The organism is Paenilisteria rustica, from assembly GCF_013820765.1.
In the GTDB taxonomy this organism is placed as follows: Bacteria; Bacillota; Bacilli; order Lactobacillales; family Listeriaceae; genus Listeria_A; species Listeria_A rustica.
On the sequence record NZ_JABJVM010000018.1, the window covers coordinates 25,190 to 41,371 of the forward strand.

General features: G+C 42.7%; 15 protein-coding genes and 2 other annotated features (1 of these 17 running past the window's edge). Of the genes, 3 read left to right on the plus strand and 12 right to left on the minus strand.

From position 1 onward, the window contains the following. Positions 1–53 (minus strand) — a binding site (T-box leader); it reaches 189 nt to the left of the window's first position. Positions 54–103: 50 nt separating this feature from the next. The 12 genes from HPK16_RS13815 to HPK16_RS13870 form a co-directional block, all read right to left on the minus strand. Next, the gene (locus HPK16_RS13815) at positions 104–1,015 is read right to left on the minus strand and encodes a nucleotidyl transferase AbiEii/AbiGii toxin family protein (RefSeq protein ID WP_181677513.1); all 912 of its coding nucleotides are present in this window, start codon (positions 1,013–1,015) and stop codon (positions 104–106) included. Positions 1,016–1,089: 74 nt separating this feature from the next. Then, a complete protein-coding gene (locus HPK16_RS13820; RefSeq protein WP_181677514.1) occupies positions 1,090–1,809 on the minus strand; it encodes a hypothetical protein in 720 nt (239 codons plus the stop codon). Between the two features lie 102 nt (positions 1,810–1,911). Further along, on the minus strand, positions 1,912–2,760 hold the full coding sequence (locus HPK16_RS13825) for a MurR/RpiR family transcriptional regulator (protein WP_181677515.1): 849 nt from the start codon (positions 2,758–2,760) through the stop codon (positions 1,912–1,914). A 105-nt stretch (positions 2,761–2,865) separates the two neighbouring features. Further along, complete coding sequence (locus tag HPK16_RS13830; protein WP_181677516.1) at positions 2,866–4,332, minus strand: PTS transporter subunit EIIC; 1,467 nt, start codon at positions 4,330–4,332, stop codon at positions 2,866–2,868. 15 nt (positions 4,333–4,347) lie between these two features. Further along, the gene (gene murQ, locus HPK16_RS13835; RefSeq protein ID WP_181677517.1) at positions 4,348–5,235 is read right to left on the minus strand and encodes an N-acetylmuramic acid 6-phosphate etherase; all 888 of its coding nucleotides are present in this window, start codon (positions 5,233–5,235) and stop codon (positions 4,348–4,350) included. 138 nt (positions 5,236–5,373) lie between these two features. Continuing rightward, on the minus strand, positions 5,374–5,883 hold the full coding sequence (locus HPK16_RS13840; protein WP_181677518.1) for a transglycosylase SLT domain-containing protein: 510 nt from the start codon (positions 5,881–5,883) through the stop codon (positions 5,374–5,376). Further along, on the minus strand, positions 5,880–6,023 hold the full coding sequence (locus HPK16_RS13845; protein ID WP_181677519.1) for a hypothetical protein: 144 nt from the start codon (positions 6,021–6,023) through the stop codon (positions 5,880–5,882). Before HPK16_RS13845 ends, HPK16_RS13840 begins: the two co-directional genes overlap by 4 nt. A gap of 17 nt (positions 6,024–6,040) precedes the next feature. Next, positions 6,041–7,414: a sensor histidine kinase gene (locus tag HPK16_RS13850; RefSeq protein WP_181677520.1), complete on the minus strand. Its 1,374-nt coding sequence runs from the start codon at positions 7,412–7,414 to the stop codon at positions 6,041–6,043. Then, positions 7,407–8,054, minus strand: coding sequence for a response regulator transcription factor (locus HPK16_RS13855; RefSeq protein ID WP_181677521.1), 648 nt, complete (start codon positions 8,052–8,054; stop codon positions 7,407–7,409). Before HPK16_RS13855 ends, HPK16_RS13850 begins: the two co-directional genes overlap by 8 nt. Before the next feature lie 144 nt (positions 8,055–8,198). Continuing rightward, on the minus strand, positions 8,199–10,613 hold the full coding sequence (leuS, locus tag HPK16_RS13860; protein WP_181677522.1) for a leucine--tRNA ligase: 2,415 nt from the start codon (positions 10,611–10,613) through the stop codon (positions 8,199–8,201). A gap of 59 nt (positions 10,614–10,672) precedes the next feature. Beyond that, positions 10,673–10,882: a binding site (T-box leader), on the minus strand. Between the two features lie 43 nt (positions 10,883–10,925). Further along, positions 10,926–11,558: a hypothetical protein gene (locus HPK16_RS13865; RefSeq protein ID WP_181677523.1), complete on the minus strand. Its 633-nt coding sequence runs from the start codon at positions 11,556–11,558 to the stop codon at positions 10,926–10,928. A gap of 80 nt (positions 11,559–11,638) precedes the next feature. Further along, complete coding sequence (locus HPK16_RS13870; RefSeq protein ID WP_181677524.1) at positions 11,639–13,045, minus strand: amino acid permease; 1,407 nt, start codon at positions 13,043–13,045, stop codon at positions 11,639–11,641. A 134-nt stretch (positions 13,046–13,179) separates the two neighbouring features. Between HPK16_RS13870 and mnmL the strand changes: the two genes are divergently transcribed. From mnmL to HPK16_RS13885, 3 genes are all read left to right on the plus strand, one after another. Further along, entirely contained in the window at positions 13,180–14,148 is a 969-nt protein-coding gene (gene mnmL, locus HPK16_RS13875; protein WP_181677525.1) for a tRNA modification radical SAM protein MnmL/YtqA, read from the plus strand. Beyond that, positions 14,145–14,741: a tRNA 5-(aminomethyl)-2-thiouridylate-methyltransferase MnmM gene (gene mnmM / locus HPK16_RS13880; RefSeq protein WP_181677526.1), complete on the plus strand. Its 597-nt coding sequence runs from the start codon at positions 14,145–14,147 to the stop codon at positions 14,739–14,741. Before mnmL ends, mnmM begins: the two co-directional genes overlap by 4 nt. Before the next feature lie 285 nt (positions 14,742–15,026). After that, positions 15,027–16,145: a MupG family TIM beta-alpha barrel fold protein gene (locus HPK16_RS13885; RefSeq protein WP_181677527.1), complete on the plus strand. Its 1,119-nt coding sequence runs from the start codon at positions 15,027–15,029 to the stop codon at positions 16,143–16,145. The last annotated feature ends 37 nt before the right edge of the window (positions 16,146–16,182 follow it).

Genomic DNA, 16,182 nt, shown 5'->3' on the forward strand with positions numbered 1-16,182 from the left:
TCAGCTCTCTTGAAACATCCATCATGTTACTTACTCTTCATCCACGCATTCATTTAATATAACACTCATATTAGCCGATATTCTTGCTAAAGTCAAGTATTTTTTACAATGAATTCTCCATGAACCGCTTGTGAATATAACCACATTTTTCAAGAATATATTCGAATGTCCTCCTGTCATCATCCAAGAAAATATACACATTCTGCATTCTATTATATCCCTTTTCAATCTCTTTGTCGCTTCCCAAACAATTCCAATAACCGAATGCACAAATGGACTTACCCAAAGTCTTAGCCTCGTGCCTCAAGTCCTGCTCTATCCTCTTTTGCTCCACGATAAAACGTAATTCAGCCCCTGATTCCAATAGTAATTTTTGAATGGAAGGCAACTCAAATAATATAATTAAATCATATAAATGCTTCCCCATTTCAATAAATCTTCCTGCTCCAGTAGACCCTAAATAATAATCCTCTACAGCGAATAGTTTATCAACAAATATCCGTTCCACTTTCATCACATTCATTTGAAATGGCTTCATATTATATTCCACATTCAAAATTTGCTTAATCGAATCTGACGCTAATGTTAGTATAATCGGTTCCATCAAATACGCAGAATAGGGCTCAAATGTCGTAAAAGCTGTCGTCTCAACCTTAACTGTCCCAACTCTTCCCAACGAATCTCTCTTCGAAAAGCCCGTCTCAAACAAAGTATCGTACTCATAAACCGATGTCCTCGAACCACTTCCAGAGACACTTTGCGGATGTGCCGTGTTTATACTCAATTGTGCATAACACGAAGTCACCTTTTTCAACGCATTACCTTTACTCGTTTTAGAAATAAATTTTTCATTATTAAATGTTAAATCGATGTCCTCTGAAAAACGATTAATCCTCTTTAAACATTTATATAATGCCGTCCCACCTTTAAAATATACGTCATACTCTCGTTGTACAACAGCTATTTCCTGCAACATTAAACATACATAATAATCTTTCTCTAAAATCTCTGGCAATATATCATGCTCATTAAAAATAGATTCTAGTAAATCCCTAAATACATGTCGATCATGATGCAGAGTACAGTACATTAACCAATCAGCTCCCTGTCTAGAACAGCCTCCGCTAGTTCATCCAGTATGTGCATTACTTTTTGATTATAGTATTTTTTTGCATAGCCAAGTAGTTTGAACCCATCGATCCGCTCTCGTTCCATATAATCGTAGAGCGATACGTAAAAAGAGGCATCCAATACATGATACTGCTCAATATCTCTTAACGTATCCAACAACTGGAAATAACGGTAATTGTACTTAGAAATTGGCACTTTAGGCTTTTTAATGATTGGTGGGTTACTAAATTTATGGATTGGTTTCTTCACGTTATAATTGTTTGTCACGATTTCCTGCCGATTCGTCATATTATTAGAAAAACCATTGGCGTTAAGAAAAGCAGCCCCCGCAATGTATCCAATCACTTCATCCTCTTGTTCATCGACGATATATGCCTTCTTAACAAGCTTTTCTTTGTCGATAGCGCTTCGTCCAAACTTAGTCTCTTTGCTACGAAAATAAATACCATCATCATATTTAGAAATAACGCCTCTTTTTTCCAATCTACGCAAATATTCATTCACTGTCCTCGTAAAACTATCATTACTTGCTACTTCAAAATGTTCATTTACTTGCTGCTTAATCTCCTTCGTGAAAATCGGCTCCCCAACCTGATATCCCAAGGCTAATCCTTCAATTTCTTCAATTAATACTTTCTTCTCACCCAAGTCGTCCCCCATTACTATCACCTTCTCCATCGAGTTTCCCTTATTATATCACAATCTTCCCATTTTAGCGAAAAAGGCAACAAAAAAGATAAGCCGTTTTGACCTACCTTTTCAAATTATGTAGCAAACAAATCAAGATTCTCTAAAACGATTCGTCGCTTCCCGTGATGTCCTTATCTGCTCAATCATTTCCTCATAATGATGCGAAGCGTAGAAGTAGAACAAGATATCAATCACTAAAAACTGCGCTTGCCTCGAACTTGTTGCCGCACTCCTTAGCTCGGTTTCCGGCGCACGTGACGTTTCCAATGCAACTGACGCTCGTTGTTTCAATTTATTCTGTCCAAAACGGGTTAAACTAAGTAATTCTAGACCATTGTTCAGCGCCTCATCGGCCAACTGCAACACTTCGCTCGTTTCCCCACTATTCGAAATCGCAAAGAAAACCGCATTTTTAGAACCCGCCGCAAAAGCCATGGCTAAAATATGTGGATCTGCAATCGCAATCGCATGTTTGCCAGCACGCATCCATTTTTGTGCAATATCCTCGGCAATTAACCATGAAGCGCCAACACCATATGCGTAGATCGTATCCGCCTTGTAGAGAATCTCGCACGCATCCATAATTTTTTCTTTCTCTAACTGCCCAACTGTGTCATTCAATGTTTGCACGGTGTTAGAAACAAGCTTTCTCGTGATCTCTTCAAACTCCTCATTTGGCTCAATATCATAGTAACCTATCTTTTCAGGCCGAGCTAGCTCAACCGATAGCTTCATCTTTAGCTCTGGAAAACCCTCTAACCCCATTGAGTGGCAAAAACGAATCACCGCAGCGCCACTCGCGCCAGAACTTTCAGCCAGTTCATGAATCGACATTTTTACGATTTTACTTGGATCTGCTAATATCGCGCGACCTACTTTTGCCTCTGATTTCGGCAATTCATCTACAATACCTTGAATTCGATTAATCACACTTCCCATTATATTGGTTGCCACCTCCTTTGAATAAATTCCATGCTTAATTATAACATGTCGGATGACCATACAACAAAAAAAGTGAGACACATTCGTCCCACTTTCTTCACTTTACTCTTCTACAGCTTCCATCGCATCTTTTGGCACGCCCCACAGATAAGTGAGGATGAAACCGCCAAGATATGCTGCTAGTAAGCCGATAACGTATTCTAACCATGAATTATTAGCGATAAGCGGGATAAGCGCTACGCCTGATGGGCCAATTGCAATGGCACCAACATTACCGAAGAAACCGATAATAGCTCCACCGATACCTCCGCCGAGACATGCCGTGATAAACGGACGACCAAGCGGAATAGTAACACCGTAGATTAATGGTTCACCAATACCAAGAATACCTACTGGCAACCCACCCTTAATCATAGTGACTAAAGGTTTATTTTTGCGACAACGCATCCAAATTGCGATTGACGCACCAACTTGTCCAGCACCTGCCATTGCAAGCATTGGTAACAAAATCGTGTACCCTTGTTGCGCTATCATTTCAACATGGATTGGCGTTAACACTTGATGAAGTCCAAGCATAACCATTGGCAGGAATAGCGTCCCTAGAACGAATCCGGCGAACAGTCCACCTTTTGCAATAATCCAGTTGATACTTCCTACTAGGCTTGTTGAAATAACGCCTGCAAATGGCATAATGATGAAAATCGTGAACAAACCAATGATGAGTAACGCTAACATCGGTGTTAAAATGATGTCCAGCGAATTCGGAATCCATTTACGTAAAAATTTCTCAAGAACACAAAGTAAGTATACAGCTAGAAGTACACCGATAATACCACCTTGTCCTGCGACCATGTCACTACCGTTGAAAATATTCTTGATTGGGAATTCTGGCGTCACGCCCATAAGCAATGTCACACCACCGATGGCTCCACCAAGTACTGGCGTCCCACCGAATTCTTGCGCTGTATTAATCCCTACATAAATAACAAGGAATGAGAAAATACCATTTTTAATAACATTTAAAACAGTAACATATTGCGACCATGTTGCAGCATCTAGATTCCCAGCTTGAATATTATTGAATAGAATCGCCGCGATACCAGCAATTAAACCGGCACCCACAAAACCTGGAATTAGAGGAACAAAAATGTTTGCAACGGATTTCAATAAACGCTTAAATCCAGATGAATTATTTTGTTTCTTTTTCATGTCTGCTTTCGTCGCCGCTGCTCTTTCTTCCACCAATTCTTTACCGGTTTTCGCAGTCGAACTTTGTGTCAAATTCTCATCTAAGTTATCTGGTAATGTTTCACCTAATTTCACGCCTGCCATATCACACATCGCGCCTGCTACTTTGTTTACAAATCCTGGTCCAACAATGATTTGGAGCGTATCATCTTCTACAACTCCAAGTACGCCTGGTGCTTTTTTCAAGCCTTCCACGTCGACCTTATCTGTATCTTTAATTCCTAATCGTACACGTGTCATACAATGCGCGATTTTAGAAACGTTTCCCATGCCGCCAACTTCTTCAAAAATCTTTTGGCCTAAATCTTGCTCTTTACTCATGTTTCGTACCTCCTCTTAGTCTAAAGTGCGTCTGATAAAACCATCCGCTGATGCTAATTTTTCCGTGGCTGTCGCAAGGTCTGTGTTCGTTAAAATCATGACAATTGCTGGTTTCACATGCTGTCCTGCTAATTCAAAATGCTTTTCTGCTGTCGCGTAATCACATTCTGTCGCTTCCATGATGATACGTTTCGAACGTTCTACCAATTTTTCATTCGTTGGCATCACGTCGACCATCAAGTTCTTATATACTTTCCCTATTCCAATCATCGAAATCGTCGAAATCATATTTAAAACTAGTTTTTGCGCTGTGCCGGCTTTCAAACGCGTCGATCCTGTCAAAATTTCAGGTCCGCAATCTACTTCGATCGCTGTATCCGCATGTTTTGAAATCGCTGCGTTCGTGTTACAAGACAAAGCTCCTGTCTTCGCACCAACTTCTTTTGCATAATCAAGCGCACCAATCACGTAAGGTGTACGGCCACTCGCCGCGATTCCTAACACATAATCATTCGCTGTCAATGCAATACTTTCTAAATCTTCTTTACCAAAAGCGACCGAATCCTCGGCACCTTCTACCGCTTGTAAAAACGCTTTCTCGCCACCGGCAATTAAACCAACGACCATTGTAGCGGGAACTCCAAACGTTGGCACACATTCCGCAGCGTCTAAAACACCAAGACGTCCACTCGTTCCTGCACCAAGATAAATCAAGCGTCCACCTTTTTTAAAACTCTCTATTACACCAGTGATAACGGTTTCAATTGAAGCGAGATTCGCCGCAATAGCAACCGGTACTTTCGCATCTTCTTCATTCATAATCTGTAATGCTTCTTTTACAGTTAGGGTATCTAAAGATGTTGTCTTTTCATTTCGTTTTTCCGTGGATAAATTCTCTAACATAAAAACACCTCTTTCATACGTTTATTGTAACTCATTCGGAATTATATTTCAATAACTATTTTAAAATAATGAAATAAAGTTTCAAGTTCATAAAAAATAAAAAGCAGCTTAACCTTTGCGCTAAGCCACTTTCCAACTTTATTCTGCTGTTGCTAATTCTTTTACTTTAATATGTTTCTTGAAATTTTTCGCTAATTTTTTATTATAATTCGTATTTTGATCCGTCCAATCGGTTCCGCGTTGGGTCGGCCAGCCGGATGTATTGGCAATATAAGTAAGCATCGCAATACCTTCCAAACCTTTCACCTGCGCACGGTCGTAAGCGCGCGTCATGTTCGTAATTGCGATTTCAATATTTTCTTCGGGTTTCAATAGTTCCTCCTCGGTCATTTCTTCTGGCGCTAAACCACCGCGATGCAACTGAAATAAGCCATAGGAAGTTCCCGAATCGCCAATCGTTTCTGGGTCAAATCCGCTTTCTGTTTCGGCAATCGAGAGTGGTATCCAAGCTGGTATATCGTGTTTTTTCGCCGTTTCTGTAATCATGTCCTTCATTGCCGCGCGTTGCTGGTACTGATCATAGAAGTGAAACACGAGTGCGCCTGCCGCTAGTACGCCTAATATAAAAATAAATGTTTCTCTTTTCATAGCCTTAACCTCTCAATTGTTTGTATTTTTGTAGACCCTTGCGCTGGCATCGCCTCATGCGGTTGCCAGATTTGCAAAATCAGTAAGATCGCGATGAGAAAGACAAGTACAACACTCACGACGATATTTTTTATTTTCATACTTGCTTTCCCCTCCCTTACTCGACCTTATCAAAAATCAGATAAAACGTAATCCAGCCATCTTCCAGTTTCGCGCCGTACTCAAATTCATGTTGTTCCATGACCGTTTGCACAATGGCGAGCCCAAGCCCAGTTCCCGAAAAGTTCTTATTTCGCGAAGCTTCTCTCACATAAAACGGCATCCAAATATGCTCTAATGTTTGCGAATCGCGAATCGTTGTTTCATTTTTAATGGCGAAGTAAACTTTATTATTCTGCTCGGTCCACTCGATTTTAATTTGATTCGTTGTTGCGTATTTCACCGCGTTTGTGATGACATTATTAAACACCATCTCTAGTTTTGCCTTATCCGCCAAAATAACGATTTCTGGACTGATTTCCGATTTTGTCCGAATATCTAGATCTGTCGTTTCTTGATAATTTGCAAGGATTTCCTCAAAAAGCATCCGAACTTCGATTTTTTCTAGGTGCAGTGGATCTACTTCCATTTTGGAAAAACGCAATAATTCTTCAATAATCACCGAGATTTGATTGGTCTGTTTCACGATTGTCGCCATGTAAGTCCCGTCGTCCAAGCCATCCTGAATCCCCATGCTATAGGCTTTAATCAATGCGAGCGGTGTTTTCAATTCATGCGTTAAATCCGCCATAAAATGCTTCAACTCTTTATTTCGCCGAAGCAGGGCATGATGCGCCTTCTTCAAATCATCACTCATCACATTAATACTCGTCGCCAAATCTTCCAATTCATCGCGCGTTTCAATGCTCACCTTCTCAAATTCCAATTTCGAAATCTGGTCAGCAACAATTTTTAATTCTTCCAGCGGTTTCGTGATTTTTCGAGATAAAAAGCCAGTGAGCGCAACGACTAAGATAGAACCGAACAGCATCAACATCAAATTAAATTCATTGATGATTTTTGCGGTTTCATCGTAATTGGCAATCGAAATTCCCGCCACGATAAGCAGTCCGTCCTTCTCATTTAAACTCACTAAAAAACTCGATTTTTGCTTGCCTTGGTCGTATAACTTCGTAATAATCGAGCCTTTTTTTAAATCCTCTAGCGTCTCACCAGTCACCCAAAAGCGGTTCAGCGCAATGCGTTTCTGTGCCAAGTCGAGCCGCAACATTTCATTGAGATCGTCCACATTGTTACTCATTTTCTCAGCTACAATCGTCACATCATATTTCGCTTCCAGTATGCCAAGGTCATTCTCAATCCGCTTCTTATCCCACTTGTCGACCTCTTTCATCGCCTGCGTCACTTTTTGATTCATCTCAAAATGATAGTATTTAGGTAAGAAAAACTGATTCACGAGCATCGATAGCGCAAAAACACCGATAACCACTGCCGAAATGCGCCACGTCAGCTTACGACCGAGTTTACTCATTACCGACCTCGATACTATAGCCCATCCCGCGGTGCGTCTTAATCAGCCCGTCACCAACTTTTTCGCGAAGCCGCCTAATATGCGTGTCTACTGTGCGCTCTTCGCCTTCATAATCAATCCCCCAAACAATATCCAGCAGCTGATTTCGATTCAGAATCGCACCTTTATTTTGATATAACACACGCATTAATTCATACTCCGTTTTTGTGGCATTAATATCCATACCTTGTTTAAATAATTTCTTGGCATATGTATCAATCGTAATATCCGCCACTTCGAAACAGTTCTGAAAACCCGTCAAATTCTTCGCGCGAACCAACAACGCTTTCGGGAAAAATGGCTTCTTGACGTAGTCATCCGCTCCAGCTTCTAGCGCATAACATTCATCCTCGCCCTCACTTTTCGCCGTCAACATCATCACCTTCACAGAGCTCGACGCCTTCATTTCTTTGCAAACTTCCATACCATTTACGCCCGGCATCATCCAATCCAACACCGCTAAATCCAATTTTTCACGATAATATATTTCTAAAGCCTCTTCTCCATTTTCCGCTTGAAAAACAGTAAAGCCCTCTTTTTCAAAATAAGCACATAAAATTTTCAACATATCTTTTTGATCATCTGCAATTAATACATTCATTATTCATCATCCTAGTGGTTCATTTTTTCCATCATACCATAGATTTATGACGTGAATTTGACAAAAAGCAAACCTTTAGAAATTCTTTAGAAACAAAATAGTCCACCTAACCATGAATGGAGTTAGATGGACTGGTTATTAAGTTTAATTAGCTACAATGTTTACCAATTTACCAGGGACAGCGATGACTTTACGGACTGTTTTGCCCGCTATTTCTTCGGTGATTTTATCATTGCTTCGAGCGATTTGTTCTAGCTCATCTCGGCCCAAATCTTTCGCTACTGTGACTTTAGCTCTCACTTTACCGTTCACCTGTAGCACGATTTCGACTTCATCCTCCACCAATTTGGAAGCATCAAATGTTGGCCATGACTCATACGTAATCGTTTCGGTATGACCAAGACGACTCCATAGCTCTTCTGCCAAATGTGGCGCGATTGGCGAAAGGAGTTGAACGAAACCTTCTGCATTATTTTTCGGAACGGTCGTTGCTTTATACGCATCATTTATGAAAATCATCAACTGCGAAATACCTGTATTGAAACGTAGGTTTTCATAGTGCTCGGATACCATTTTCACCATTTGGTGGTAGGATTTCTCAAGGTCAACATTGGCTTCTGTCGTGATCTTAGCGTTGATTTCGCCTGTTTCTTCCTCGATAAACAAGCGCCAAACGCGGTCTAGGAATTTGCGCGCTCCTTCTAGGCCATTTGCGTTCCATGGAATCGATGCTTCAAGTGGACCCATGAACATTTCGTAAAGGCGTAGCGTGTCCGCACCGTATTGTTCAACCACGTCATCCGGATTAACAACATTGCCGCGAGATTTACTCATTTTTTCGTTATTATCGCCCAAAATCATGCCTTGGTTAAACAGTTTTTGGAACGGTTCTTTCGTTGGTACAACACCAATATCGTACAGGAATTTGTGCCAGAATCGCGCGTATAGCAAGTGCAATACCGCATGCTCAGCGCCACCGATATATACGTCAACTGGAAGCCATTTTTCAAGCTTTTCTTTATCCGCCAAAACGTCCTTGTTTTCTGGATCGATATAGCGCAGGAAGTACCAGCTAGATCCAGCCCACTGCGGCATTGTATTCGTTTCGCGAACCCCTTTACGACCATCTGCATCGACAACGTTTACCCAGTCAGTCAGGTTTGCAAGTGGTGATTCGCCTGTTCCAGATGGTTTGATTTCGGTTGCTTTTGGAAGGAGTAGTGGCAATTCTTGTTCTGGAATCGTTGTTGTTTCGCCATCTTCCCAATGAATCACAGGGATTGGTTCGCCCCAATAACGCTGACGGCTGAACAACCAATCGCGCAAACGGAAACTAATTTTACGCGTTCCAGCTTTATTTTCTTCTAGCCAATCAATGATTTTCGCAATCGCATCGTCTTTATTCAGACCGTTGAGAAATTCTGAATTAATGTGGTCGCCATCGCCAGTATAGGCTTCTTCTTCGACATTCCCGCCAGCCAGAACTGCTTTAATGGCCAAATGGAATTGTTTCGCAAACGCATAATCACGCTCATCATGTGCTGGAACCGCCATAATCGCACCAGTTCCGTACTGAATTAGGACATAATCGGCAATCCAAATCGGCATCTCTTCACCGTTCACTGGATTAATCGCGTAAGCTCCCGTGAAAACGCCAGTCTTATCTTTCGCAAGATCGGTACGCTCCAACTCGCTTTTAAGCTCCACTTGTTTCTGATACGCCGTCACCGCTTCTTTTTGATCCGCCGTTACAATTTTATCCACCAAATCATGCTCTGGCGCTAGAACTGCATACGTTGCCCCAAAAAGTGTATCTGGACGCGTCGTAAATACGGTGAAATTCGCGTCGTTGTCTTTTACTTGAAACGCGACTTCCGCACCTTCTGAACGCCCAATCCAGTTGCGCTGCATATCTTTAATATTTTCTGGCCAGTCTACCAAATCCAAATCATCTAGCAAACGGTCCGCGTACGCCGTAATTTTTAGCATCCATTGACGCATCGGCTTACGGAAAACAGGATGTCCACCGCGTTCGCTTTTGCCATCGATAACTTCTTCGTTCGCAAGCACCGTACCAAGCGCTGGGCACCAGTTCACCGCAACCTCAGCCTCATATGCGAGTCCTTTTTCGTATAGTTTCGTGAAAATCCATTGCGTCCATTTGTAATAACTCGGGTCGGTCGTGTTAATTTCGCGATCCCAGTCGTAAGAGAAACCTAGCGACTTGATTTGGCGCGTGAAATTCTCGATATTATGCGCTGTAAATTCAGCAGGATCATTCCCTGTATCAATCGCGTACTGCTCAGCAGGAAGTCCAAACGCATCCCACCCAATCGGATGAAGCACGTTAAACCCTTGCATCCGCTTCATTCGTGAAATAATATCCGTCGCCGTGTAGCCTTCTGGATGTCCAACGTGGAGTCCTGAGCCTGATGGATAAGGAAACATATCGAGTGCATAAAAATTCGACTTATCCGCGTCCTCCGTCGTTTTGAAAATCTTCTCGTCTTCCCATTTCTTCTGCCATTTCGGCTCCATCTCTTTGTGATTAAATGTCATAATCCAAAACTCCCTTTCTATACTTGCTGCATAACAAAAAATCCCACAGCAAAAAAATGCCATGGGACGAGAGTAAAAACCCCCGCGGTACCACCCAAATTAGTGTCTCCACTCAACTCAAGAATTCCTTAACGCGGAAAAGGACGGCGGTTTTCACCACATCTATGCGTGCCGAGGCAAGTTCGTACATCTTCGCGTGTGACTCACACCAACCGTCACCTCTCTAAACGCCAAGAACCTGTACTACTACTCCTCTTCTTTTGCTTCATCAATAGCTCTATTGTAGCCTATAAGCCGCACTTTGACAACCCTCTAAATCGGAGCTTTATCAAGTGCCGTCAACCAAATCATCTCAACTTTGTTATCCCAAAAACCAAAGCGTAATTCGATATTATTATCCTTATCTTCATACACAAGCTCCTGCTCATAGCGATCAGACTTCGTTAAATTGCGATACGCCGAACCATACGTACTAGTCACTTTATCAACAGAATCGCCGAACTTGATGCCACGGCTCGTTGTTAATTTATCGCTACCATATTCGATATGTATCACACGATTTTTGTCAGCGTCCTCGATAGATACCCAGTATGTGGCCTTTTCTTTTTTCTTTGGAACGAGTACTTTAATCTCTTTTTGGAGACTTTTATCCGTGACTTCCTTCGATTTAAAATCTTTTTTCTGCGCCGCGGTTGACAGCACTTGGTCGATTTTAACCCCATTCACCGACTCCGAAGAAAGATCTGTCGAAGCAACCTGCTTATGAATTTCGTGATACGGACTGCCCGTCACGAAAAACGTTTGCCTGAAAAAAATCGCCATCATCGCAACTAGTAAAACAAGTGCTGCGAAACCAATCCAATGCTTTCGAATATTTATTTTCCCATAAAAAGCTGTGATGACCATCAAACAAATAATCGCCAGCACAAGGTATACAATTATCATTTCCCCACTTCTTTCGCATTCCCAAAGTAACCTAAAGATGTCTTAAAAATAGCATAAATACGCGGATAAAGCAACGATTGTCATTTCGCTAACGGCTTGTATTTCATCAGTGGATATAATAGGAATCCTAGGAAGAATAGACCTAGACTAAGAGCGAACACGCGCCAGTCCTCTGTTCCACTTTTGATAATCCAACTAGCGTACGTTAGTGCAAGTGCTGCGATAAAGCCATCGAACCAACGTTTTCCTAGTGAATTCGTCTCGTATGTCGCACCGGTTAGCGTCAATTTTAATTGGAATAGCGGTGAGATGAAATATTGGACGAGAAACGCCAGCGTCGAGACTTTGACCACGAAATCGTAGGCTGTTGCGATATTGCCAGAAAGCGTTGATAGGATGAATAATTGGGACGCACAACATGTCAAAATGAGAACAAGAACTGGCGTACCATTTTTATTCGTTTTTGCTAGGAATGGGAGGAAAAGTCCATTTTTCGCGGCTTGGTACGGCGCTTCGGAACTCATCATAATCCAACCAATCGCTGAGCCAAATAAACAGACAAGCGCGAGCAACGCCATAACTGCTGATCCACCGCTACCAGTGACAACATTTAGTGCATCGGCTAACGGACTTGCGGAATGTAATAGTTTGGATTTAGGGATAAGTCCGAGTGCCAGAATCGTGATTGTCGTGTAGAGACAAACCGAGATGACAAGCCCAGAAATCGTTGCAGCACGAACCGTTTTACCCGATTTCGCGCGTCCTGCAAACATCATTGCCGATTCAATTCCGATGAACGCCCATAAGGTAACGATTGCTGCGCTGTTCACTTGAGATAACAAGCCGTTTTCTAGCCCACTCGTGTCGACAACCGGATGATACCACTCGCCCATTACAGAGGATTGGAAAGCGAATAAACCAACGACGATGAAGAGGAAAAAGCCGACGATTTTTGCTGCTGTCGCGATAAAATTAATCCGTCCAGCCCCACTTACGCCTTGAATGATGATCAGGCAAACGCCCCATAAAAGTAGTGAACAAATGAGAAACGTCAACAATTGGCCGAGCCCTAACTGATAGGATCCCATGGTAAACACGATTTTTTTACTATTAAGTACTGGGAAAAAGACGGATAAGTAACCTGCAAAAGAGGTGATAATGGACACGTTTCCTGCCCAGTTAGCGACCCAGTAACTCCAGACGGCGATAAATCCTGCCAGCCGTTTTAGTTTTGGATTGCGGAACAATTCGAATGCATGGCTTTGCGCACCACTTGTTAAGTCTGGTCGTCGCACAGCCAAATTTCCGAATACGAGCGCGATCATTAACACACCGGTTCCTGTTAAGATCCATGCCAGCATAATGCCGAGCGGGCTTGCTACGGCCGCCATTTGCCGTGGTAACATGAAGATTCCTGAACCAATCATGTTTCCTACTACTAAAGATGTCAATACGAGATAACCCATTTTTTTGTTTGTTTTGTTCATATTCTCTGCCCCCAAGTCAATTTAACACATTACCAAGTTAAAGTATTTTTATATCATAGCACAATGATAACTCCTCCGCAACCCTGAAAAATATGATAAAATAACAAGGATGATTATTTCAAGTTTGAAGGAGTTTGACGAAGATGAACCCATTTCCATATACGAACGATAATAAACGATACCACACATGGAATTACTGCTTGCGTGACCATTTTGGCTACAAAGTTTTTAAAGTGGCGCTCGATGGTGGTTTTGACTGTCCAAATCGTGATGGTACGGTCGCGCATGGTGGTTGTACTTTTTGCAGTGTGGCGGGGTCTGGTGATTTCGCAGGCGATCGGGTGGACGATTTGCAAACCCAGTTTCACGCGATCAAGGACCGGATGCATACGAAATGGAAGGACGGCAAATATATGGCTTATTTCCAAGCGTTCACGAACACGCACGCCCCTGTTGCCGAACTCCGCGAAAAATACGAATCCGTGCTGAATGAGCCTGGCGTCGTTGGTTTGTCAATTGCAACACGCCCTGACTGCCTTCCTGATGACGTTGTGGACTATTTAGCCGAGTTAAACGAGCGAATCTACCTCTGGGTGGAACTCGGTCTCCAAAGCGCGCACAACGAGACTGGCGTGCTTATCAATCGGGCACATGACTACGATTGTTACGTCGAAGGTGTCGAAAAATTACACGCTCGCGGTATTCGTGTCTGTACGCATATTATCAATGGCCTACCTCGCGAAACACCAGAAATGATGATGCAAACCGTACAAAAAGTCGTCGAAAGCGGCGTCGCGGGCATCAAGATCCACTTATTACATCTGCTAAAAGGCACACCAATGGTTCAACAGTACAAAAATGGCGAACTAAAATTTTTAACGAAGGACGATTATGTCAGCCTGGTTTGCGATCAGCTCGAAATATTACCTCCCGAGATGGTCATTCATCGCATTACGGGAGACGGCGCGATCGAAGACTTGATTGGCCCGATTTGGAGCTTGAATAAGTGGGAAGTTTTGAATTCGATTGATGCGGAACTCGTTAGACGTGATAGTTGGCAAGGAAAATTTTACAACACAGCGAAGGTTGGGAACGAAGCATGAACTTAAAAAGCATTTTACCATTCAGTCACGACCTGCTGACTCGTCTTATTTTGCCTGGCGATACTGTTGTTGATGCCACGATTGGAAATGGCCACGATACAGCATTTTTAGCCAATCTGGTTGGTGTGAATGGCCACGTATTTGGTTTCGATATCCAGCAAGAAGCCATCGAAGCAACAACGCAATTGCTCACTGAGAAACATGTTGCCGATCAAGCCACACTTTTACGCGAGAGCCACGCAAACATGATCGAGCTCCTGCCACAACAAACCGAAATCAAGGCAGCTATCTTCAATCTGGGCTACCTTCCGGGCGGCGACAAAACAATCACAACACTCGCTGACTCTACGATAAAAGCCATTGAAGCCGCCCTATCTCTACTTACCATCGGCGGCATTGTGATTCTAGTTATTTATCACGGTCATCCCGAGGGTCAAACCGAGAAATCAGCCGTGTTACGCTATACCGAAGCGCTCCCCCAAGAGCAGTTTCACGTCTTAGAATACCGCTTCATCAATCAACGCAATAACCCGCCTTTTGTGATTGCCATTGAAAAACGAAAAATAAAGAGGTTGAGACAAAACTCAAGATAAGGCAAAAGCGCTCTCCCATTTCTTCGGGTAGGACGAAAAATTCTGCTTTAAACAAATCGAGCGAAAGCGTTTGTATTCAGGGGATTGGGTGGAAGCCGGAGAGCTGCGCATACTGGTGTATGTGATGACTGAAAACAGGGAGGGAGTAGTTTCCCCGACCATGTGAGAAGTTATGCGAAACGCAGTGTAGAAGAACCGGAAGTCCGCCTAATCCCCTGAATGCGAACGCTTGTCGCCGATTTATCGGGGTTATGTCCCATCTTCTTTTGTTTGAAATAAAATTTCATGACCTGTATACTTAACTTAAAATACCACGAAAGTACGGTGATTCACATGTTCGGTATCTCGATTTATTTATCTAGTGACAATGACTTTGAAAAAACCATCCAACAAGCGTCCGACAAAGGCTTTTCGCTCATTTTCAGCTCTTTACATATTCCAGAAGAAAACCCTGCAAACTATCGCCACTTGCTTACAAGACTTGGCGCTGCAGCAAACACACACAACATGCAGTTAATCCTCGATATTTCTGCTAAATCACTGGCGCACATTGGACTCACCATCGACACAGCTGACCAGTTGACTGCACTTGGCGTCACCGGTCTACGCGTCGATTATGGACTCACGACAGTTGAAATCGCAAAACTCGCCAAGAAAATCAAAGTCTACCTCAATGCCAGCACCATTGACAGCGCATTTTTAGAAACACTTATTCAAGCCGGCGTCGATATCTCACAAGTTGAAGCCTTCCATAACTACTATCCAAAACCACACACTGGCCTCGATATTCCTTTTTTCAAGCAAACGAATGCATTTCTACATCAACACGGCTTAAAAATTGCAGCTTTCGTGCCCGGCGACGGCGAAAAACGCCAACCTTTATTCGAAGGCTTGCCAACACTTGAAAAGCACCGCTACAGCCATCCGTTCTCGGCAGCACTTGAACTAGAAACACTCGGCGTTGACAACATTTATATCGGCGACCCAGCACTCCAATCACAAACAACCGAGCAATTCGCAGCTTTCGCTAAAGATAACACACTATTACTCGACTGCCAATTAGCTCCAAACCTAGATCCGCGCATCCAAAAACATCTGTTGAAGCCAGATAATAACCGAATGGACCCAGCACGTGACCTCATTCGCCTAGAAAAATCTCGACCAGCTTTAGCAAAAATCGACATTTCTCCTACCCTATCAAACACACGTCCCATCGGTAGCATCCTCATTGATAACAACTTATTCGGACGTTATCAAGGCGAAATCACGATAGCCCTCTGCGATTTGCCAATCGAATCAAAAATAAATAATATCGGGCGCATCACTCCAGACTCCATCGCTATACTTCCCTTCATAAAACCTGGTCAGACGTTTCAATTAAGACCAAATAATGAATCAAAATAAACAAAGAAGATTCCGCTCATTTTTACAAGAGCAGAAT

What these genes read in the sequence shown, in the direction of transcription:
- HPK16_RS13825 (WP_181677515.1), bottom strand. Translation starts at nt 2,760, where the DNA reads ATGGGAAGTGTGATTAATCGAATTCAAGGTATTGTAGATGAATTGCCG.
- HPK16_RS13820 (WP_181677514.1), bottom strand. Translation starts at nt 1,809, where the DNA reads ATGGAGAAGGTGATAGTAATGGGGGACGACTTGGGTGAGAAGAAAGTA.
- HPK16_RS13870 (WP_181677524.1), bottom strand. Translation starts at nt 13,045, where the DNA reads ATGAACAAAACAAACAAAAAAATGGGTTATCTCGTATTGACATCTTTA.
- HPK16_RS13865 (WP_181677523.1), bottom strand. Translation starts at nt 11,558, where the DNA reads ATGATAATTGTATACCTTGTGCTGGCGATTATTTGTTTGATGGTCATC.
- mnmM (WP_181677526.1), top strand. Translation starts at nt 14,145, where the DNA reads ATGAACTTAAAAAGCATTTTACCATTCAGTCACGACCTGCTGACTCGT.
- HPK16_RS13855 (WP_181677521.1), bottom strand. Translation starts at nt 8,054, where the DNA reads ATGAATGTATTAATTGCAGATGATCAAAAAGATATGTTGAAAATTTTA.
- HPK16_RS13850 (WP_181677520.1), bottom strand. Translation starts at nt 7,414, where the DNA reads ATGAGTAAACTCGGTCGTAAGCTGACGTGGCGCATTTCGGCAGTGGTT.
- leuS (WP_181677522.1), bottom strand. Translation starts at nt 10,613, where the DNA reads ATGACATTTAATCACAAAGAGATGGAGCCGAAATGGCAGAAGAAATGG.
- murQ (WP_181677517.1), bottom strand. Translation starts at nt 5,235, where the DNA reads ATGTTAGAGAATTTATCCACGGAAAAACGAAATGAAAAGACAACATCT.
- HPK16_RS13845 (WP_181677519.1), bottom strand. Translation starts at nt 6,023, where the DNA reads ATGAAAATAAAAAATATCGTCGTGAGTGTTGTACTTGTCTTTCTCATC.
- HPK16_RS13830 (WP_181677516.1), bottom strand. Translation starts at nt 4,332, where the DNA reads ATGAGTAAAGAGCAAGATTTAGGCCAAAAGATTTTTGAAGAAGTTGGC.
- HPK16_RS13885 (WP_181677527.1), top strand. Translation starts at nt 15,027, where the DNA reads ATGACCTGTATACTTAACTTAAAATACCACGAAAGTACGGTGATTCAC.
- HPK16_RS13840 (WP_181677518.1), bottom strand. Translation starts at nt 5,883, where the DNA reads ATGAAAAGAGAAACATTTATTTTTATATTAGGCGTACTAGCGGCAGGC.